The 21,833-nt window shown below is 70.1% G+C and carries 8 protein-coding genes; 4 read left to right on the top strand and 4 right to left on the bottom strand.

Features of this window, described 5'->3' with window-relative positions; all coding sequences use genetic code 11:
• The first annotated feature begins 83 nt into the window (after positions 1–83).
• Positions 84–287, top strand: a complete 204-nt coding sequence (locus AW272_RS17480; protein WP_157518607.1) for a hypothetical protein — start codon at positions 84–86, stop codon at positions 285–287.
• Positions 288–389: 102 nt separating this feature from the next.
• Here AW272_RS17480 and AW272_RS45595 read toward each other — a convergent pair whose 3' ends face one another.
• Positions 390–2,516, bottom strand: a complete 2,127-nt coding sequence (locus tag AW272_RS45595; protein WP_218010935.1) for a hypothetical protein — start codon at positions 2,514–2,516, stop codon at positions 390–392.
• A 127-nt stretch (positions 2,517–2,643) separates the two neighbouring features.
• Positions 2,644–3,012 carry a hypothetical protein gene (locus AW272_RS17470; RefSeq protein WP_157518606.1) on the bottom strand — a complete coding sequence of 123 codons (369 nt, stop codon included), beginning with the start codon at positions 3,010–3,012 and terminating at the stop codon, positions 2,644–2,646.
• A gap of 227 nt (positions 3,013–3,239) precedes the next feature.
• On the opposite strand from AW272_RS17470, the gene AW272_RS17465 reads away from it, so the two are divergent.
• Together AW272_RS17465 and AW272_RS17460 are read left to right on the top strand one after the other, a co-directional pair.
• Positions 3,240–4,226, top strand: a complete 987-nt coding sequence (locus tag AW272_RS17465; protein WP_066366118.1) for an aldo/keto reductase — start codon at positions 3,240–3,242, stop codon at positions 4,224–4,226.
• A gap of 13 nt (positions 4,227–4,239) precedes the next feature.
• Complete coding sequence (locus AW272_RS17460) at positions 4,240–4,809, top strand: dihydrofolate reductase family protein (protein WP_066366116.1); 570 nt, start codon at positions 4,240–4,242, stop codon at positions 4,807–4,809.
• Here AW272_RS17460 and AW272_RS17455 read toward each other — a convergent pair.
• Together AW272_RS17455 and AW272_RS17450 are read right to left on the bottom strand one after the other, a co-directional pair.
• A complete protein-coding gene (locus AW272_RS17455) occupies positions 4,782–6,173 on the bottom strand; it encodes an MFS transporter (RefSeq protein WP_066366114.1) in 1,392 nt (463 codons plus the stop codon). The two genes, AW272_RS17460 and AW272_RS17455, sit on opposite strands and share 28 nt — an antisense overlap.
• Before the next feature lie 28 nt (positions 6,174–6,201).
• Positions 6,202–8,883, bottom strand: coding sequence for an aminotransferase (locus tag AW272_RS17450; protein ID WP_066366109.1), 2,682 nt, complete (start codon positions 8,881–8,883; stop codon positions 6,202–6,204).
• A 154-nt stretch (positions 8,884–9,037) separates the two neighbouring features.
• Here AW272_RS17450 and AW272_RS17445 point away from each other — a divergent pair, with 154 nt between their 5' ends.
• Positions 9,038–21,829 carry a Tc toxin subunit A-related protein gene (locus AW272_RS17445; RefSeq protein ID WP_066366107.1) on the top strand — a complete coding sequence of 4,264 codons (12,792 nt, stop codon included), beginning with the start codon at positions 9,038–9,040 and terminating at the stop codon, positions 21,827–21,829.
• Positions 21,830–21,833: the final 4 nt, after the last annotated feature.

Here is a 21,833-nt window from a genome sequence, read left to right as displayed (position 1 = left end):
CCAGTGGAAGGCCGAGGCAGGTCACCGGGGTGGCCGGGATCGGGAAGCTGGTTCGCGGGGTGGTGCGGTGCGACGCTCGCGCCATGCGCAAACTGATGGTCTCCGCCGTTCTCGCCTTCGGCTTCGTGCTGTCTGTGGGCGCCGCGCCCGCGCAGGCGGCCACACTCCGCAACGTCTACTACTACAACTGGGACTGCAACCGCGTCGGCAACCTCGGCATCACCGAGGGCTGGTGGACCTCCTACCAGTGCGTGCCGGAACACGGCTTCTGGTTCCTGTACGCCTGACCCCCGCCCAGCCCCCGTGAAAAGACAGAAAGGGCCGCGCACCCGGAGGTACGCGGCCCTACTGCCTTCAGCCGTCAGTCCTTATGGGACCCGAGTCGGAACTCAGGTGGCCATGCGGAGCGGAGGCGTCTGGTTGAACCAGGCGGTGCAGTTCGCCGGGTAAGCCGGCGGGCCGAGCGGAGCACCGGGGGCGAAGAAGCCACCGATGATCGGGATGGGCAGACCGATGGTGCAGATCGTGCGGTGGATGTCACCGGTGTCGGTCTGAACCGAGATGTGCAGGAGCGGGATCAGGGCCTCGATGATGACCTCGGTCGATACCGCGCGCACACCGGTCGGGTAGCCGGGCAGCGTGGACAGGTTGTGCCAGAACGGCGTGGTCCGCGGGTCGCGGATCCACGTCTGTCCGTCGGGACGGACCGACACCTGCAGCGTGTCCAGCAGCAGCGGGGACAGCGACACAGCCGCCGGCGCCGCTTCCGGTCCTGCCGGACCAGTCGCGCCGGTCGGACCCGCCGGACCCGCCGGACCTGCCGGGCCGGTGGCGCCGGTCGCGCCGGTGGCACCGGTGGCGCCGGTCGTGCCCGCCGGACCCGCCGGGCCACCCGGACCTGCCGGACCCTGCGCGCCGGCCGGACCTGCCGGGCCGGTGGCGCCGGGCGTGCCAGGCGTGCCAGGCGTGCCCGCCGGGCCTGCCGGACCCGTAGGTCCAGCCGGGCCGACCCCACCCACGGGGCCTGCCGGACCGGTCGTGCCCGCCGGGCCTGCCGGACCCGTAGGTCCAGCCGGGCCGACCCCACCCACGGGGCCTGCCGGACCGGTCGTGCCCGCCGGGCCTGCCGGACCCTGAGGTCCGGTCGAGCCGGGCCCACCCACGGGGCCTGCCGGACCCTGAGGTCCGGCCGGGCCGGTGGCGCCGGGCGTACCCGCCGGGCCGGCCGGACCGCCGGGGCCTACCGGACCCGCCGGGCCGACTCCGCCGACCGGGCCGGCAGGGCCTGCCGGACCGGCCGGGCCGGTCAGGCCGTTGTTACCGATCGGGCCCTGGGGGCCGATCGGTCCCTGCGGGCCAGGCCCGCCCTGGGGGCCCGCCGGGCCCTGGACACCGTTGGTTCCGGCCGGACCCTGAGGCCCGATCGGTCCCTGGAGACCCTGCGGTCCCTGGGGTCCCTGCGGTCCGACAGGACCGCCCGAGGGGCCCTGCGGACCCTGGGGTCCCTGCGGTCCCCGAGGACCCATGGGGCCACGCGGGCCACGGATGTAGACCTTCTTCTTCCAGTGGTAGCGAGGGTCGTCGTGCTTGACCATCGCGACGTTCTGGATCCCCGCCACGCTCTCGACCCGCATAGGGGCCGCTGAGCGGACGGGCACGCTAGGGTTTTGGGCCCCCTGCGGCTGGACGTTCGGAACCTGCGGACCCTGCGGACCCTGGGGACCCTGCGGGCCCTGCGGGTTGCCAGGCTGCTGCGGCTGCTGGCCGTTGTTGTCCCAGCCACCGCCCTGGTTGTTGTCCCAGCCGCCCTGCTGGTCGTTGTTGTCCCAACCGCCGCCCTGCTGGTCGTTGTTGTCCCAACCGCCGCCCTGCTGGTCGTTGTTGTCCCAGCCGCGGTCGTTGTTGTCGTCCCAGCCGCCACCCTGCTCGTGGCCGTGGTGGCCCTCGTGCTCGTGGTGCTTCTCGTGCTTCTCGTGCTCGTCGTGGTCCTTGTGGTGGTGCTTCTTGTGCTCGTGGTGCTCTTCGAAGTGGTGGTGCTTCTTGTGGTGGTGGTGGCGCTCGTGACGGTGGTGGTGGTGGTGGCACCGGCCGTCGTGGTGGCCGCCGCCCCACTCGCCGCCCTCGCCGCCGTCCCAGCCGCCCTCGCCGCCTTCCCAGCCGCCGTCTTCGCCGTCCCAGCCGCCGTCGTGGTGGTGGCCGTGCTCACAGTGGTGATGGTGACGGTGGTGGAAGCTGTGACGGTGGTGACGGTGGTGGAAGCGGTGGTGGCGGTGGTGGTGGTGGCGGTACCGCTTGATCACCTTGATCCGCTTCAGCGGACGCTTCTCGTTGTACTTCCAGTCGATCCAGCCGACGCTGTCGCTCAGCATGCTCGAAGCGGCGTTGGTCGAGGTCGACGCGGTGGCGCCGGTGGCCCCGGTGAGGACCATGCTGCTCGCCGCTACGGCGACGGCGAGTGCCTTGGCGCCACGGACGGCGCGACGCCCGAACTCGCGCCCTTTATCCTGAAAAGTCATATCAGTCCATGCTCTTTGTGCGTGCATCCGAATTACGGCCTCAGAATTGATTCCGTAATGTTCAGTAGGGTGCCCGCCGTATCAAAAAGCGAAAAGCTGGACATAGCTAACGAATGTAAACGAGTTCCTATTGCGCAGGAAAAGCGTCGACGTTCTGACATGAAACGACGTTGGCCATCGTCTCCCGGATCTCGCTGGACGAGTCGCTCAGATCCTCGGGCGTGACCCCGCGCAGCGCCGAGCGCAGGCGCGTCAGATCGGCGGTGAGCACGGGGTTCGCGCGTCCGGAGACGCCGTCGAGCCGCCCCGCTACCAGGCCGTCGATGACGGGGAACGTGGCGGCGAGATTCGGACTTTTCGGACCAATCTCCTGTATCTGAGCGACGACTTCGACAGCCGCTTCGCAGGGTGTTCGGTTATCGGCCCAAAATAGGATGAATATCCCTAGGCCCGACATGAGCAAGATGACGGAAACGGCGACTGCGACGCGTGGCATTTGGCACTCCGGATGGCGAGGGAACACGCCACAGGATGCCGTGAATAGGGGAAAGGTTGTCTTCCGATGACGAATACGTTGGAGTTCCCGGAATTGACCGTCATGATATTTCCGGATTTGTCCGAACGAAGTGGCCCGGTCTTCCCCGCTTGACCTGGACTGCGCTCCAGCACCCAGACTCGCGCTGTGAATCTGCCTGAACGAAGGCGCGACGACGGGAGGAACACATGAGATACCGCACGATCGGCACCACGCCGCAGACCCGGCGCGAGGTGAGCGTGCTGTCGCTGGGGGCGATGCTGTTGGGCTCGGTGACCGACGAGGCGACCAGCTTCGCGATCCTCGACCGGTTCGTGGAGGCGGGCGGCACCTTCATCGACACCTCGGGCAACTACGCCTTCTGGACCGACGGCGGCCAGGGCGGCCACAGCGAGGAGCTGCTCGGCCGGTGGCGGAAGTCGCGGGGCGCCGGCGACGAGATCGTGATCGCCACCAAGGTCGGCGGCCGGCCGCGCACGCCCGGCAGGAGCTACGTCGACGACGCCGAGGGCCTGTCCGCGAAGGTCATCCGTGAGTCGGCCGAGCGCAGCATGGAGCGCATGGGCCTCGACCGGATCGACGTCATGTACTCGCACATCGAAGACCGGCACACCCCGGCCGAGGAGACCGTCGAGGGCTTCGCCGCCCTGGTCGCCGAGGGCCTGGTCGGGATGCTCGGGGTCAGCAACCACGCGGCCTGGCGGGTCGAGCGGGCCCGCGCGACGGCGAAGCGGCTGGGCCTGCCCGGCTACGAGATCCTCCAGTACCACCACAGTTACCTGCGCCCCCGGTTCGACCTGCCCGACGCGCTGTTCCCCGACGGCAACCTCGGGGCGGCGGGGGCCGACCTGGTGACGTACATGCGGGAAGAGGAGGACCTCACCCTGGTGGCCTATTCGCCGCTGCTGTCGGGCCGCTACACGCGGACCGACAAGGAGTTCCCGCCCGACTACCGCCATCCGGGCGTGGACGCGCGGCTGGCGAAGGTCCGTGAGATCGCCGCCGAGGCCGGGGCGACGGTCAACCAGGTCGTGCTGGCCTGGCAGATGGGCCACGACCTGCCGATCATCCCGCTGGCGGGGGCCTCGTCGCTCGCCCAGCTGGAGGAGAACCTGGCGGCCGTGGACCTGGAGCTGACCGCCGACCAGAGGGCCCGGCTCGACGCGACCCACTAGTTAGCCTGGGGGAATGCGGAAGATCCTGATCACCTCGGCGGTGTCGCTCGACGGCTACATGGAGGGACCTGACCGGGACATCTCCTGGCACCGGGTGGACGCCGAGCTGCACCGGCACCTCAACGAGTTGCTCGCCCCGGTGAGCGCCTTCATCGACGGGCGGGTCACCCACCAGTTGATGGCCGGCTACTGGCCGACCGCCGACCAGGACCCGGCGGCCACCCGGGAGATCGTCGACTTCGCCGAAATCTGGCGCTCCAAGAAGAAGTACGTCTTCTCCCGCACCCTGGAGGATGCCGGTCCGGGCACCGAGATCGTGCGGGAGTTCGACCCTGGGTGGGTCAGGGAGCTGAAGGCCGCTTCCGGGGCCGACATGGCGCTCGGCGGGGCGAACCTGATGGCGCAGTTCATGCGGCACGGGCTGATCGACGAATACCGGCTCTACCTCAACCCGGTCGTCATCGGCGGCGGCACCCCGCTGTTCCCGCCCGACCTCACGCTGGACCTGCGGCTGATCGAGACCCGGCCGTTCAACGACGGCGTGGTCGAGCTGACCTACCGGCCCGGCCCGAACAGGTCGTAGAGGGCGACCAGCAGGGCGGCCACCACGAAGGCGGCCGAGGTCAGCATCGCGACCTGGAAACTGGCCGCCCAGTCGCCGTGGGAGACGTCCAGGTGCGAGAAGTAGACCGCGCCGACGGCCGCGATCCCGGCCGCCGACCCGATCCGCTGCCAGGTCTGCAGGACGCCCCCGGCGCTCCCCGCCCGCCGCACCGGCACGCTGCTGAGCGTGAGGGTCTGGTTGGGCGAGATGACGAGCCCGCTGCCGATGCCCGACAGCAGCAGCGGCCCGGCCGCCGCCCACCCGGCGTGGCGGCCGGGCACCTGATGGACGGCCAGCATCGTGGCGAGGAACCCCACGGCCACGATGAACAGACCCCAGGCGACCATGGCCCGGCCCCAGCGGCCGACCAGCCGTCCGCCGAACCCGGAGGCGATGCCCGAGCCGATCGCGAACGGGACCGAGGCGAGCCCGGCCGCCAGCGCCGAGTAGTGCAGGCCGTTCTGCAGGAACAGCGTGAACACGAAGAAGATCGCGGTGAACCCGGCGAAGTAGAGCACCCCGATCAGCCCGCCGAGGGTGAACGACCGTGACCGGAACAGGTCCATGTGCACGAGCGGCTCGATCCGCCGCACCGCCCGCAGCTCCCACCACACGAAGCCGGCCAGCACGACCATCCCGGCCGGGATGAGCAGCCACTTCTCCGGCCCCGGCCACAGCTGGTCCTGGAGGAACGGCAGCAGGACCAGCATCAGCCCGGCCGCCAGCAGCAGGATCCCGACGGGGTCGAACCCGGGCTTCAGGGTGCGGGCCCGGTTCCCCGCGGGCAGCAGCCGCAGCGCGAACGGCAGCGAGAGCAGGCCGATCGGCAGGTTGACGTAGAAGACCCAGCGCCAGCCGTTCTGCTCGCCGAAGATCTGGATCAGGACGCCGCCGAGCAGCGGTCCGACGGCGGTGGACAGGCCGATCACCGCGCCCAGGTAGCCGAAGGCCCGGCCGCGCTCCGAACCCTGGAACATCTCCTGGATGTAGCCGCTGACCTGCGGCATCATCAGGGCTCCCGCCATCCCCTGCACCAGCCGGGCGGTGATCAGCCACCACTCGCTCTGGGCCGCGCCGCAGGCCGCGCTGGCGATCGTGAACAGCACGATGCCCCACATGAACACCGCCCGGCGGCTGCGCGCGTCGCCCAGCCGCCCGCCCGGGATGAGGGCCAGGCCGAAGGTGAGGGCGTAGCCGGACACCACCCACTGGAGGCCGCTGTCGCTGGCGCCGATCCCCGCCTGGATGTCGGGGAGCGCGACGTTGACGATCGAGACGTCCAGCAGCGTCATGAACGCCGGGACGAGGCAGACGGCCAGGGCGCGCCAGCGACGGGGAATCATACCCGGAGCAGTGCCCCCACCTGGGGTTTCACCAACCCTCGGACAACGTGCGCGCGAGTGCGGCGGCGAAGAACCCGGCGCTCTCCTCGGTCAGCACCATCGGCGGCTTGATCTTCAGGATGTTGAGGTCGTCGCCGGTCGGCTGCACGATCACGCCCAGTTCCAGCATCCGGTCGCAGATCGCCCGGGTCTCCTCGGTGGCCGGGGCGCCGTCGGGGCGGTTCAGCTCCACGCCCATGTAGAGGCCGAGGCCGTGGACGGCGCCGATGATCGGGTGCTTGTCGGCCAGTGTCTCCATGAGGTCGCGCAGACGGTCGCCGACGGTCAGCGCGTTGGCCTGGAGGCGTTCCTGCTCGATGACGTCGAGCACGGTCATGCCGGTGACACAGCTGACCGGGCCGCCTCCGGCGCTGGAGAAGAAGTAGCCGACTTCTCTGTAGGCCTCGGCGATCTCCCTCGTCGTGATGACCGCGCCCAGCGGATGGCCGTTGCCCATGGCCTTGGCGACCGTGATGACGTCGGGGACGACGCCCTGCTGCTCGAAGCCCCAGAAGTGGCGGCCGAGGCGGCCGTAGCCGACCTGGACCTCGTCGGCGATGCACAGCCCCTGACGGGCGCGGACCTTCGCGTAGATCGCGGACAGGTAGCCGTCGGGGAGCGGGATCCCGCCGGCGTTGCCGTAGAAGGCCTCGGCGATGAAGCCCGCCGGTTCGTCGATCATGCTCAGGGCCTTGCCGAGCGCTTCCGGGTCGCGGTGCGGGGCCGGGACCGGGCGGACCCAGCCGGGGCGGGTGTCCATGGCGTTCGGGTTGTCGGCGGTGGAGGTGCTGACGGCGTCGGAGGCCATCGTCCAGCCGTGGTAGGCCTCGGCGACGCAGAGCATCTCCTGGCGGCCGGTGGCGACCTGGACCAGGCGCAGCGCCAGGTCGACCGCCTCGGAACCGCTGTTGACCAGGAACACCGTGTCGAGCGGGTCGGGCGCCAGGTCCGCGAGGCGCTGGGAGAACTCGGCGATGGCGCGGTAGTTGAACCGCGAGTTGGTGTTCAGCAGCGCGAGTTGCCGGGACACGGCCTCGGTCAGGCGCGGGTGGGCGTGGCCGATCGCGGCGACGTTGTTCACCATGTCGAGGTAGGTGCGGGCGCCGGTGTCGGTGAGGTGCTGCCGCCAGCCGCGCTCGATCTGGGGCGGGTCGGCGTAGTAGTGCTCCTGGACCTCGGCGAGGGCCTTGCGCGAGAAGGCGGTCCGGGCGACCGGGCGGATGCCGAAGAGGGGGCCAGGGTCGGGGCAGATCGCCTGCCAGGCGCCGTGCTCCTCGGGGGTGACGAAGGCCGGGGGTTCGAGGTCGCGTACCGAACAGAGGGTCGCGTAGACCACGTCGGCCACGGTGCCGATCCGGTCACCGGCGCGGATCATCCCCTCCCACAGGTCCACACCGGACAGCCGCAGATCGAACGAGGGACCCTCGATGACGCCGTCGCGCACCTCCCCGTCGAAGGGGGCGTTGATCCCGGTTCCCAGCGGCAGATGCGCCTCCACGCCGAGCGGGACCGTCGCGGGCGCGTCGAAGGAGTGGGTCCGGGTGAGGGTCAGGCGCGGTTCGCCGGCCCGGTGGACGACGCCCTTTTCCGGCGTGTACGTCTCCCACACCCCACCCGGCAGATCGCTCGTCACCGACAGGTCCCGCACCGGCAGCACCGGCACGATGGGCCTGCTGACGAACGTGGCCGGGGGAGTCTCGCGGACCGCCGCCTCGGCCACCTCGAACGGCAGGCGGAGCGCGGTCTCGAAGGCGCGGAACTCGGCGTCCTGCCGCTCGGTCGCGTAGTCGTTGTCGGGCTCCAGCAGCGCCTGGTGCACCCCGCAGGCCACCAGCACCGCCGTACGGGCCACGATCGCCGGCCACAGCGCGGCGAGTTCGTCGCCGGTCAGCGGCACGACCTGCTGGAAGGCCCGCACCGCCGGGAGGATGGCGAGCGGCCGGTCGGGCGCGTGGTGCAGCAAGGAGGCGCAGGTCACCGCGAGTTCGCCGACGATCCAGCCGTGCCCGAGGTCACCGAAGTCGATGACGCCGTCGGGCACCGGCCGCCCGTCCTTCGCGACGGAACAGACCACGTTGTCGTCGGTCAGGTCGCCGTGGATCGCCTGCACCCGCAGGTTCCCGGAGAGGGCGTCGAGCCGGTCGCACGCCTGGTCGGCGGCCCTTCTGACCAGGTCACGGCCGGTCGACAGCGAGCCGATCACCTGGTCGATCTCGGTCCGGGCCCGGCGCAGGTCCCACTGCGACTCCCGGTCGAGCCCCGGGTGGTCGAGATCGGCGAGGTTCCTGACGACCCGTCCCGCGAGGTCGCCGAGCCGGCCGACCACGACCGGCGCCAGATAGGACGACTCGATCAGCGGCGTCCCCGGCACGAACGTCAGCAGCCGCGCCCGCAGCCCTTCGCCGAACCGGGCCACGTAACCGCCGCCGACGGCGGGCTGCGGCTCCGGCGCCCGGACCTTGCCCCGCAGGTGCAGCAGCGCGGCGTCCTGGGCGTCGAGTTCGGCGTCGGTGTAGCCCGCGTTGGCCACTTTGAGGAGGTAGCGGCCGTCGACGACGTAATTGCGGTCCTGATTGCTGCCGACCTCGGTCACCTCACCGGAAACACCGAAGAGGGTGGCGGCGACTTCGCGAGCCTGGTCGACGGTGACTTGGGGCCGAACGACGTTCATAGGCCGATATTTCCGGTCATGTCGCTCAGTCTGTCATTGGAGTAGAAACCAATGTGATCTAAGTTGTCACCGTTTAGGTAGATAGCTCTTCTTTGCCCAATCAGCGAGCATGAGGCGGCCGATCCGGGGGCCGTCGATGGAGGGGACTTTCCGCGTGCGCAGCGATGCTTCGATCCCGAGTTACGAACGACTCTTCGGAGAACTCGATCTGCGGTCGGGAGATGAGGCGCGCTCTGTTTATTCGCCCGCGGCCTATCTGACCGACCTGCTCACCTTCCTGCAGGAGACCTTCCATGACGTCTCTCTGCTGGACCGCCGCTCCGACATCGGCAAGATCAAGCTCGACGACGAGAACACCACCACGACGGTGCCCTATCTCGACATCGTCAACGAGGTCCTCGAAGCGCTGGTCGGCGCCGATCCCTACCGGCAGCTCAAGGAAGACCTCAAGCACCCGCTCGCGCTGCCGTTCTCGCTCGACGCGGCCCGCTTCACCACCTACCTGCGCCACCTCGGCGTCGACCCCGTCGAGTTCTACCGGCTGTTCGCCGCCAAGGTCGACCGCGACCGGGTCACCCGCGACTATCTCGGGCTGACCGAGGATGACGTCAAGGTCATCACCACCGAGCGCATCGACGAGGCCGGGCTGGCCTTGGCCTACGGGCTGCGCGAAGGCGAGCGGACCTCGGCGCTGCACGACGTCGAACGCTTCCTCGCGGCCACCTCGCTCACCGGCGAGGAACTGACCGAGTTGATCTACGGCGACCCTGACCTGGAACGTTCCTTGTCGGGCACCTTCGTGCACCAGGGCGCCGTGGTCGAGGTCGGCCCCGACGGCCGCACGCTGGTGCTGAGCGACGACCGCGGCGCGGTGCCCGACATCTGGCTCGACCGGGCCCACCGCTTCATCCGGCTGGCGAAGAAGACCGGCCTGTCGTTCATCGACCTCGACCGCGTGGTCGGCGCGTTCACCTCGACACTGGACGTCGAGACGCTGCGCGCGGTCGCCGCCGCGGTGCACCTGAACCGCACCCACGACGTGCCGTTCGACCTGGTCGAGACGCTGACCACCCGCACCCTTCCCGAGGCGGTCGACGACGAACTGCCGCGCCCGGCCGGTGACATCCTCGCGCCGCAGAACCGGCCCTTCCGCCGCGAGTTGGCACGTTCCATGGATATGGCCGAGCCGGAACTGGTCGAGACGGTCACGCGATTCCGGGCGTTGTACGCCGGCCCCCTGGAGGAGAGCCCGTTCGACCGGGAGATCAGCCGCGCGTCGGTCGTCGTCCTCTACCGGGTCGCCCGATTAACCGGGCACCTCGGGCTGTCGGTCGCCGAGCTGTTCGCGGTGCTGACCGCGCTGGAGAACGACCCCGCCATCGAGCGCCACTCGACCTTCCCGGTGCTGCCGGTGCTCGCGCCGACGTCGGCCGACGTCTACCGGATGCTCGAACGCGACGACGACCCGGTCTCCTCGCTCTGGCTGGCCCAGACCGTGGTCGAGGTCGTCGTCTGGATGCGGACGTGGGGGTTCGCGGGTGAGGACCTGACCGGGATCCTCGGGGAACCGGCCACGCCGGAGTCGGAGGAGGAGCAGGCCGAGGTCATCGCCACGATCGCCGATCAGTTCGCCGGTGTGGCGCTGACCCCGGCGACGTTCGTCTCCGACCGGTTCGACGAGCGGGCCGCCCACGTCGTCCACGAGATCCTGGCCGCCTATCCCGACGGCGTGGTCTCCCCGCACGACCCGCGCCTGCTGCGGCTCGACCCGGCGACGGTCGCCACCGCCGCCTACGACGCGGTCGACGACCTCGGGGTGCTGGCCAAGGGCGACTTCGAAGGGCTCGGCCTGGCCGACCGGCTGACCGCCAAGATCTTCGCCAACCTGGTGATCCGGGGCGTCATCCAGCCCGACGGGCTGCTCGTCACCGAAGACCTGCCCGGCGCGCTGACCCTCGCCGGTGACTTCGCCGCCGACCGCGACGGGCTGTTCGCCGTGATCGCCGGGCTGCCGGGCACGTTCTACCCGTCCGACCTGGCGGGCGCGCTGCCGGACCTGACCGAGGCCGAGCGGGCCGAGCTCTACGACAACCTGATCCACAACGGCTACCTGAGCGACGAGGGCGACGTCACCGACGCCGACTTCTTCGCCGAGCCGGTCAACGTGAGCGAGTTCCGGGTGAACGCGACGCTCGACGACGTCGCCCCGGCCGTGCTGGCCCATCTCAAGAGCAGGGTCCTGGCCTTCGCCGAGGCCGAGATCGAGCTCGACCCCGCCGCGTTCGGCGAGCTCAAGCTGACCGCCGAGCAGCTCGACGCGCTCACCCAGAGCCTGCGCTTCAACGGGTTCCTCGACGCCGGCGGCCGCTTCGCCGACAAGGCGGCGTTCGCGGTCCTCGACGTCGCCGACTTCGGGGTCGCGCTGGAGTTCTATCCGCTCCGCCGGGTCATCCTCGACGCGATGAAGGCGCAGCTCGCCGCCGTCAAGGCCGAGATGCACCTCATCCAGCCCGACGACTTCGCCGCGCTCGCCGACGACGCCATGGCCACTCGCGTCGTGCTGCGCCTGGAGGGGCCGATCACCCGTGACGGGCGGGTCCTCGAAGAGCTGCGGCACGAACTCGACGACGCCGAGGGCACCGTCGACCTGGGCGAGGGCTTCACCGCCGGAGACGGGGAGCTCGTCTTCGAGCGGGTCGCGGCGCTGACGCGGGCGCAGGCGCCCTACCGGATCGACCTGGACGCCCTCAGCGAGCTCGGCTTCGACGACGACGAGCTGCCCCGGCTGGTCGAGATGCTGATCGAGGCCGGGCACCTGACCCCGTCGCTGGCCGTCCCGGAGGAGCGGCTCGGCTACTTCCGCCAGGTCACCAGCGCGCTCGACTTCACCCTGCCGGGCGTCGACGACTACGCCAAAGACGTCTTCTTCGTGCTGCACGCCACCGCCAAGGAGCAGCTCGCCGCGATCGTGGAGATCGCCGCCACCCTCGGCGCGCTGGCCGAACGCCAGCACCGCACGCTGCTGAACGTGCTCCAGGACGTCTTCGGGGTGTCCACCACGGTCGTCGAGGCCATCGGGGCGGCGGTCGCGCCCGGCGCGCTCGACGTGCTGGTGGCCCCCGCGGTCAAGGGTCCCGTCGGCCCCGACTTCCGGCGGGTCTACCGGCGGCTGCGCCGGTTCGCCCGGCTGGCGGGCAAGCTCGGGCTCGACGTCGACGAGGTCACCGTCGCCTTCCGCGACCAGGACCTGGCCGGGAAGTTCCCCGAGCCGCTCGCCCTGCCGCGCGGCGTCGACCGCTTCGACGCCCTGCTGACCGGCCTCGACGGACTGATCCACGTGTTCCGGGGGCGTGCCTACTGGACCTACTCCGCGACCTCTCACGAGCTGGCCGACCAGCGGTCCAAGCCGCTCACCGAGCTGTCGCCGAGGTTCGCCGCACTGGCCGCGATCGACGCCGCCTTCACCCGCGACGGCGTCGACTGGCTGGTCGGCCGGGGTGACGACGGCAGGTCGCACACGTTCACCCGGGCGAAGGGCGAGACCCGCTGGGCCCCGAAGACCCAGATCTGGGGTTCGGTACGGAACAACTTCACCGCCCCCAAGAAGATCGACGGCGCCTACGTCGACGTCGAGGGCCGCACCCACCTGTTCACCGGCGACCAGTACCTGCGCTACTCCGGTTCCTTCGACGCGGCCGACGAGGGCTTCCCGAGGGCGATCGCCGAGTGGTGGCAGGGCGAGACCCCGCTCCCCGAGCGGTTCCGCGACGCCGTGGACGCCGTCTTCCACGGCCACGACGGCCGCACCCACGTCTTCTCCGGCGACCGGGCCTTCGACGGCTTCAAGGAACAGCCGATCACCGAACGCTGGGGCCGGGTCCGCAACACCTTCGACGGCGCCGCCCGGATCGACGCGGCGTACGCCGACGACGAGGGCTATCTGCTGTTCGCCGGCAACCAGGTGATCCGCTACACCGACAGCCCGGAGAACGACGGGGTCCGGGTCGCCGACGGCTACCCGCAGCGCATCGAGGCCTGGTGGCCGGGTGTGCCGGTCGAGTTCGAGGGCTCGGTGGAGGCCGCGTTCGCGCACGGTGACACCGTCCACCTGTTCAAGGACGGCAAGACCGTCGCGCTGCCCGGCGGCTCCATGACGCGGACCGCCGACGTCTGGGGCGTGCCGAACGAGGCGCTGACCGGCGGCCGGGTCGACGCCGCGTTCGTCGGCCTCGACGGGAAGACCTACCTGTTCAGCGGCGATCGTTACATCCGCTACTCCTCGGCCGACTACTCGGCCGTCGACCTCGGCTACCCGCGCGCGATCGGCGGCGACTGGGGCGGCCTCGACCGGGTGGACGCCGCGTTCGTGATGGACGGCTCCGCCCACCTGTTCGGCCCGGTCGGGCTGATCCTCGACCTGCCCGCCGACTACGAGGCCGACCTGGCCGACGGCCTCTGCTCACCCGCGCTGCGCCGCCGCCTCCAGGACCACGGCGTCACCGTCGGCGTCAACGCGCCCGTGACCGGGGCCTCCCCCGGAGGAGTCACACAGTGGGAGGTGGTGGCCGAGGGGAACATCCGGCTGACCATCCGCCGGTCGGGCGACCGGATCAAGGTGTACGGCGACGACACCCCCTTCTACGTGCGCTACTCCACCCGTGACTACACCAAGCCCGACGCGGGCTACCCGAAGCCGCTGGCCGAGAACTGGCTGAACCTGCCCGAGTCGTTCGGCCCGATCGACGCCGTCTTCACCGGCCGCGACAACCAGACCTGCCTGTTCAGCGGCGGCCGGTTCACCGTCTTCGACAGCCGCCACCGCTGGTGGTCGGAGGCGAGGCCGCTGCGCGAGCGCTGGGACAGCATCCCGTTCGACCACGTGGACGCCGCGTTCGTCGGCAAGGACGGCAAGACCTACGTCTTCTCCGATACCGACTACGTGCGTTACTCGACCGGCGACTACACCGAGGTCGACGACCGCTACCCGGCCACGACGGCCAACTTCTGGGGCAACGTCGTCAACACGATCCAGCGCACCGGCCGGGTCGACGCGACCCTGGTCATGGACGTCACCGAGAAGGTCGACGGGGTCGAGTCGGTCCACACGCACACCTACCTGTTCTCAGGCTCGCAGTACGTCCGCTACCGCGACCACGACTACTCGCACATCGAGTTCGGCTATCCCAAGGCGCTGGGAAGCCTGAACAAGGAGCCGCGGCTCCAGGCGCTGAAGGTCCAGCTCGACGGGGTCGACGCCGCGTTCGCCGACGGGCGGACCGCCTACCTGTTCAGGGGCGACCAGTGGCACGCCGTCTCCGACTCGCTGACGCGGTCCTACCCGGTCACCGGCATCACCGCGGCCTACGTCGACCACGGCTCGGTCATGGTGCAGACCACGACCGGCTGGCGGCGGCAGCACGCCCTCGAAGGGCCTGTCCACAGCGAGGAGGTCCGGCCGCTGGCGCTGCGGACCGTCCCGGCCGACTACCAGCGCGGTCTGGACGCCGTCCTGACCGGGGCCGACGGGAACGTCTACCTGTTCAAGGGCGCGACCTGCTTCAACACGGCCATCGGCAAGGACTACCCGCTCGACGAGGAGTGGGGCCGCCCGCGCAACACGATCTACCAGGACAACGCGGTCGACGCCGCGTTCGTCGGCCGGGACGGCCGCACCTACCTCTTCTCCGGTGACCAGTTCGTCGTCTACGGCGACGCGGCCGACGTGATCGACGGCGAGCCGAAGCTGATCGCCGACCACTGGGGCGGGCTGACCAGCGTCACGCTGGCCTACTTCCGCGACAACAAGACCTACGTGTTCGAGAAGCCGGACGCCTCCGGCATGATGCGGCACCTCGTCTACACCGGCGAGGACGGTGCGTACACCACCCCCGATCCCGGCTACCCGTCGTTGACCGACGAGCAGTTCTGGAAGGCGCCCGACGGGTTCCCGATGCCCGACGCGGTCCTGTTCGAGGGCGACACGATGGTGCTGCTCAGCGGCGAACGCTGCGTGCAGTTCAGCGAGCCGACCGGCCTGTGGTCCTACCCCCGGCCGATCGAGCGCATCTGGCGGGGCTTCTCCGTCGCCGCCGGCGACCGGCTGACGTCGGCGTTCACCGGGGCCGACGGGGCGACGTACTTCTTCTTCACCGAGACCTTCACCCGCTACGCCGACCGGGCCTTCGCGGCGCCGGCCGAGATCAGGTCGCGGTGGGGCCGTTCGGAGAACCCGTTCGGCTCCCGGGTGGACGCCGCGGTGGTCTTCGGCGGGCACACGTTCGTGTTCGGGGGTTCTCAGTACGTCCGCTACACCGGCACCGGCTACCGTTACACCGACCCCGGCTACCCGAAGCCGATCTCGGTCGAGCTGCGCCGGGAGACCGCGTTCGCCGGGCTGCCCGAGGCGTTCGACGACGCGGTCCTGGACAAGAAGGTCACCGCGGCCGTGGCCAACGGGCGGACCGCCCACCTGGTCGTCGGAGACACCGTGTTCGCGGTGTCGGCGTCGCTGACCGCGACGTATCCGATCGGGCTGCTCGGCAGGGTCCGCAACACGGTCGCCGACCGGCAGAAGGTCGACGCGGCCCTGGTCCGCGACCAGTACACCTTCCTGTTCTCCGGCGACCAGTACGTCCGCTACACCGGCGCCGACTACCTCTACGTCGACGAGGGCTACCCGCGCACGATCGAAGACGACTGGGGCGCGATCCCGGTCGAGTTCGAAGACGGGGTGGACGCCGCGTTCCTGCGGGAGAACAAGGTCTACTTCTTCAAGGGCGCCAAGTTCACCGCCGACGGCGTGCTGGGCGACGTGAGCGCGACGTTCGGCCGCATCCGCAACGACTTCGCCGACGGCACGACCATCGACGCCGCGTTCGTCTCGGCCAAGGGCGAGCTCTACGCCTTCCGGGGCGGCCAGTACGCCCGCTACTCGGCCACCGACCTCAAGTATGTGGAAGAGGGCTACCCGAGGACGATCCGCGACGACTTCGGCGACCTGCACCGCGATTTCGAGAACGCCGTCACGGGCGCCTTCACGCTGGGCGAGGCGACCTATCTCGTCAAGGACAACCTGTACGTGCGCTACACCGGCCGCCTCGACGTGGTCGACCGCACCTTCCCGCAGCTCTTCCGCCACCGCTGGTCGGACGCCGCCGACTACCGCCTCTCGGACGTCTACACGATCACCGAGTTCGCCGACCTGACCCGCCGCCACAGCGGCCTGGCGGAACTGCTGGCCAAGGGCGCGCAGGAGCCGTACGAGAAACTGACCGAGATCTTCCCCTGGGACGTCGAGGAACTGCGCTGGGCCAAGCGCAACGCGGGTCTGATCACCGAGTTCCCGGTCGAAGACGAGCGGTTCGAGATCGAGTTCCTGCTCAAGCTGGTCCGCCTGTTCAAGGCGGCAGGGAAGATGGGCGCCGGGCCGTCGAAGCTGCACGGCGCCACCGCCGACACCCTTGAGGCGCTGCTGCCCGAGGCACTCGTGCCGCTCGCGCACAATGACCTCAACGTGCTGAAGCGCAACGCGCTGGTCCCGGCCGTGCTCCACCTGCACCCCGAGCTGGCCGACGCCGCCGAGATCTACGAGCACGCTCTCATCGACGTCGAGATGGGCAAGGAGGGCGTCACCTCCCGGGTGCGGGAGGCCATCGCGGCCACCCAGCTCTACCTGCACCGCTACCTGCTCGACCTCGAAGAGCTCGATTCCGATGAGGACGTCAAGCCGAAGCTGCGCACCTGGTGGGCGTGGCTGAAGAACTACCGGATCTGGGAGGCCAACCGGAAGGTCTTCCTCTACCCCGAGAACTACATCCGGCCCGAGCTGCGCGACACCAAGACCCCGGCGTTCAAGGAACTGGAGGACGACCTCCTCCAGGGCGAGATCACCGCCGAGTCGGTGCAGCGCGCCTACAAGCGCTACCTCGACGAGTACACCGAGGTCAGCCGCCTGACCATCGCCGGGGCCTACGTCTACCGGGCCGACGACGACCCCGAGGGCACCCGCCAGCTCGTGCTGTTCGGCCGCACCCGCACCGAACCGCGCCGGTGGTACTTCCGCGAGGCGGAGTTCCGCGACGGCGAGCGCCTGTCGGCGAGCTGGGAGCCGTGGGCCCGCGTCGACGTGCAGATCGACGCCACACTGGTGCACCCCGTGCACGCCTTCGGCCGGGTCTTCGTCTTCTGGACGGTCGTCGAGTCGGTCGCCCCGGAAGACACCGGCAAGACCGTGATCACCGCGCAGACCGACGGCGACAAGCAGAACGTCTCGGCGCCGCCGCCCAAGAAACGGGTCCGGGTCTTCTACTCCTTCCAGAACCTCAACCGTGAGTGGGTCGCGCCGCAGACGCTCCCGCCGGGCGGGCTGCACGACGGCACGATCTTCATCGAGTCGCTCTCGGTCCAGGCCTCGGCGACCGTCCCGGGCGCGGGCGTGCACGACTCGATCGTGGTCGCCGCGACCTACCTGGCGGCGGGCGGCCGGTTCACCACCGCCCACGCGCTCACTCCCGAGCTGTACGCCATCCCGATCGCCGCCCCCGCCGCCCAGCCCCGCCTGATCGACGTCGGCAAGGTGTTCGCCGAGCCGGTCGGCGGCGTGGTGCGGTTCAACATGCCGGCCGAGTCGACCGACGGGCCCTGGTTCAGCGTCGACCACAAGGGCGGCAGCTTCCTGGTCCGCCCGATCATCGCCGACCCGGGCGAGGACGCACCGGTCCTGCCGCTGAAGGAGAACACCCACCGGCTGCCCGGCCAGGGCGGCGACCGGACCGGCGCCGCGCAGTGGGCGAAGATCGACGCAGGCTTCCAGCGCAACGACTCCCGCTACTACTTCAACGACGCCGACTTCGTCGTCATCAAGCCCACCGGCCCGATCCGCACCACCACCGAGCCGATCGCGAGCAAGTGGGGCAACGTCGCCGACTCCGAACTGGCCCGCACCGGCCGGGTCGACGCGGTCCTGGTGCGCGGCGACCAGACGTTCGTGTTCACCGGCGGCGAGTACTACCGCTTCACCGGCAACCCGAACCGGATGGATCTCGGCTATCCGAAGGCGATCCGCACCAACCCCGACGACCTGCCCAAGTGGCAGTCGGTCAACGCGGCATTCACGATCGGGCGGACCGAGTACTTCATCAACGGCTCCGACCTGATCACGCGCGACCTCGACTCGGGCGCGCTGTCCGGGACCGCCAAGGTGGCCAACCGGTGGGGCACCAAGTCGCGGGTGCAGGCCACCCTCACGCGGGGCACGACCCTGTTCCTGATCTTCGACGGCACCTACTCGAAGTACTCCGACGCAGGCCAGACCGCGCCCGACAAGGACTATCCGCGCGATCTCAAGGACAACCCCGACCACCTGCCCGCGGGCAAGCTCCGGTCGGCGATCGACATGCGCGGCACGCCCTGGTACTTCGGCGACGACACCTACACCGTCGGCACTGAGGCCACCCCCCGGCAGACCCGGGCGCTCGGCCGCGTCTCGACCGGCCTCAACCTGGGCGCGCCGGTCGACGCCGCCTACGTCGACGGTGACCTGCTCTACCTGGTCAGCGGCCTGGACCTGTTCCGCTACACGATGAGCGGCAACGACATCCCGGCCGCCGCCGACGCCGGTTACCCGAAGACGCTGCCGCAGCGGATCGACGCCACCTTCCGGCGCGGCACCCAGCGCTACGTCTTCGCCGGGGAGACGTACACGGTGATCCCGGCCACCCAGGAGCTCACCACGATCAAGGACTTCATCCCGATCGAGGGCAACTGGCGCTCGCTGCCGCCCGACTTCACCAACACCTACAACGGCGCGATGGACGCCGACGCCGAACTCGTCTTCTTCCTCGGCCCGAACTTCCAGAGCAACTCGAAGACGGGTGTGCTCCAGCGGCCCATCGAGTGGGCCTCGCTGAAGCACGAGATCGTCCGGCTCACCTCCAGCACCGCGTTCGAGCTGAACCGGCGGCTGCTGGTCGGCGGGGTGCCCGCGCTGCTCGCGCCGGAGACCCAGGAGATCGACGAACTGCCCGCCTTCAGCACGACGACCTCCGGCACCACCACCATCAGGGTGAAGGACCAGGTCGGGGGCGTGCCGGTGAGCAGCCACGTCGACTTCCAGAGCGCCAACGGCCGCTACTACTGGGAGATCTTCTTCCACGCGCCGATGCTGATCGCCCAGGCGCTCAACGCGGCGCAGCGGTTCGACGACGCCAAGCGCTGGTACGAGTACGTCTTCGACCCCACCGAGCCGGAGCGCTACTGGCGGTTCCTGCCGTTCCTCGCGATCGACCTGCGGGCGCTCGTCGAGGGCTGCCGGATCGACCTGCGCAACCTGCCCTCCCAGGTCGGGGTCGACATGGCGCCGCTGCTGGCCGACCTGGAGACGCTCGCCCCGGTCTTCGACCACGTCCGCGCCTGCACCACCGACGACCTGACTCTCCTCGACGGCCTGGCCGTCCGGGCGCAGCCGTTCGAGCAGTACGGCCGGCTCCGCGAGAAGGTCGGCATGATCGCCCGCCTGCGCCGCCAGTACGACCTCATGGGCGACCGGGGCGCCCTGCTGAAGACCTACCTCGACGACCCGTTCGACCCGCACGCCATCGCCGAACTGCGGCCCACCGCCTATCGGCGGGCGGTCGTGATGGCCTACGTCGACAACCTGCTCGACTGGGGCGACCTGCTGTTCCGGCAGTACACGATGGAGTCGGTCGACGAGTCGCGGATGCTCTACATCCTCGCGTACGACATCCTCGGCGACCGGCCGCAGGGCGTCGGGCGTCGCCACCTGCCGCCGGTGAAGACGTACAAGGAACTCGACCCGGCGGAGGAGGGCGACCCCTACGCCGAGCGCGTCACGGCGGGCGGCAGCCTGCTCGACGGCATGGGGGCGGTGCACCGGAGCATCGGCGACGGCTACTTCTACATCCCCGGCAACGCCGTGCTCGGGGAGTACTGGGACCGGGTCGAAGACCGGCTGCGCAAGATCAGGGCCTCGCTCGACATCCTGGGCGTCAGCCGCCCGCTGCCGCTGTTCGAGCCGCCCGCCGACGTGATGGCGCTGGTCAGGGGGGCCGCCGCCGGGCTCACCCCCGACCAGGTCGGCGCCGGGCTCGCCGGGCCCGTGCCGAACTACCGGTTCGGGTTCCTGCACCGCAAGGCGCAGGACCTCGTCGACCGGCTGCGCGGCTTCGGCGGCGAACTGCTCGGCGTGCTGGAGCGCCGCGACTCCGAGGAACTGTCGGTCCTGCAGACCCGGCAGGAGGCCGGCATCCGGCAGATGACCCGGGCCGTGCGCGAGGCCCAGGTCGAGGTGGCCACCGAGTACCTCGCCCAGATCGAGGCCTCCCGCGAGGCGACCGAGGCGCGGCAGAAGTACTACGAGAAGCAGATCGCCGACGGCCTGACCTCGCTCCAGCAGTCGCAGCTCGACATCATGACGGCCGCCGCCGCTGCGCACCTCACCGGCGCGGGCCTCAAGGTGGGCGCGGCCATCGCGTTCGCCCTGCCGCAGGTGCTGGCCGGTCCGTTCATCTTCGGCACGATGATCGGCGGCGAGCAGGTCGGCAAGGCCATGGAGAGCGGCGCCGAGATGGCCGAGGCCCTCGGCGAGGGCCTCAGCGTCCTGGGCGAGCTGTACGGCACCCGCGTCGAACACGAACGCACGCTGGACGAGTGGAAATACCAGGTCATGCTGGCCAAGGCCGACTACCGCGAACTGGGTCACCAGGTCGCCTCGGCCAAGGCCCAGCTCGGCCAGGCCCAGCGCGAACTGGAGATCATCGACCAGGAGATCTCCGACCTGGAGGCGGTCGCCACCTTCCTCACCGGCAAGTTCACCAACGCCGAGCTCTACCAGTGGAAGGCCGGCCGCCTGGCCCAGATGTACTTCGCCAGCTACGGCCTCGCGCACGACATCGCCAAGGCGGCCGAACGCGCCTACCAGTACGAACAGGGCGTGAGCGACTCGTTCGTCCAGCCGGTCTACTGGGAGAGCCGCCGCTCGGGCCTGCTCGCCGGCGAGGCCCTCGGCGTCGACCTCGAACGCCTCGGCCACGCGTACGTGTCCAACGACGGCCGGGGCTTCGAGATCACCAAGCGGATCTCGCTGCTCCAGGTCGACCCGCTGGCCGTGCTCAACCTGAAGAACGACGGCCGCTGCGAGTTCGCCCTCACCGAGGCGCTGTTCGACCGGGACTTCCCCGGCCACTACAAGCGCCGGATCAAGACCGTCTCCATCGTCTTCGACGGCCCCGAAGGGCCGCTGGAGGTGAACGCCGTGCTCACCCAGACCGGGCACAAGACGGTGCTCACCCCCGACCCGAAGGCCGTCCGCTACCTGATGGACGGCAAGGGCGACCTGCCCGCCTCGATCCGCTCCGACTGGCGGCCGTCCCAGCAGATCGCCCTGTCGGACACCGAGCAGCACCGTGACAACAACGGCCTGTTCGAGCTCCGCTTCGACGACGAGCGCTACCTCCCCTTCGAGGGCACCGGCGCGGTCTCGACGTGGAGGATGGAGGTCACCGGGCGCCGCCCGTGGGACCTGTTCGACGTGACGCTGCTGGTCAAGTACACCGCCGAGCAGGGCGGCGACGTCTTCGCCAACGCGGTCAGGGGCATGCGCAAGCCGTATGCCGCCGCCCGCTACGTCGACGTCGCCGGGGAGTTCGTGACCGAGTGGGAGGCCTTCGCCGGTGGCGGTGACCTGGTGCTGCCGCTGTCGCCGGAGATGTTCCCCGACATCGTCGGCGTCCAGCTCACCGGCCTGTACGCCCGCTACGAACTGGCCGACTGGGGTTCGGCCCGGCTCCTGCGTGGCGGCCAGGTCGTCAACGACGGGACCATGCTCCGCATCCCCGGCCTGCGGGCCGAGGAACTGACCTTCACCGCCGACGGCGACCGCGAAGCCCTGATCAACGTGGGGCTCATCCTGACGTACCGCGCGATCTGATCGA

It is taken from the genome of Herbidospora mongoliensis, assembly GCF_001570545.1.
Lineage (GTDB): Bacteria > Actinomycetota > Actinomycetes > Streptosporangiales > Streptosporangiaceae > Herbidospora > Herbidospora mongoliensis.
Note: the sequence above shows the minus strand (reverse complement) of the source record. Positions and strands in the feature narration are given on the sequence as shown.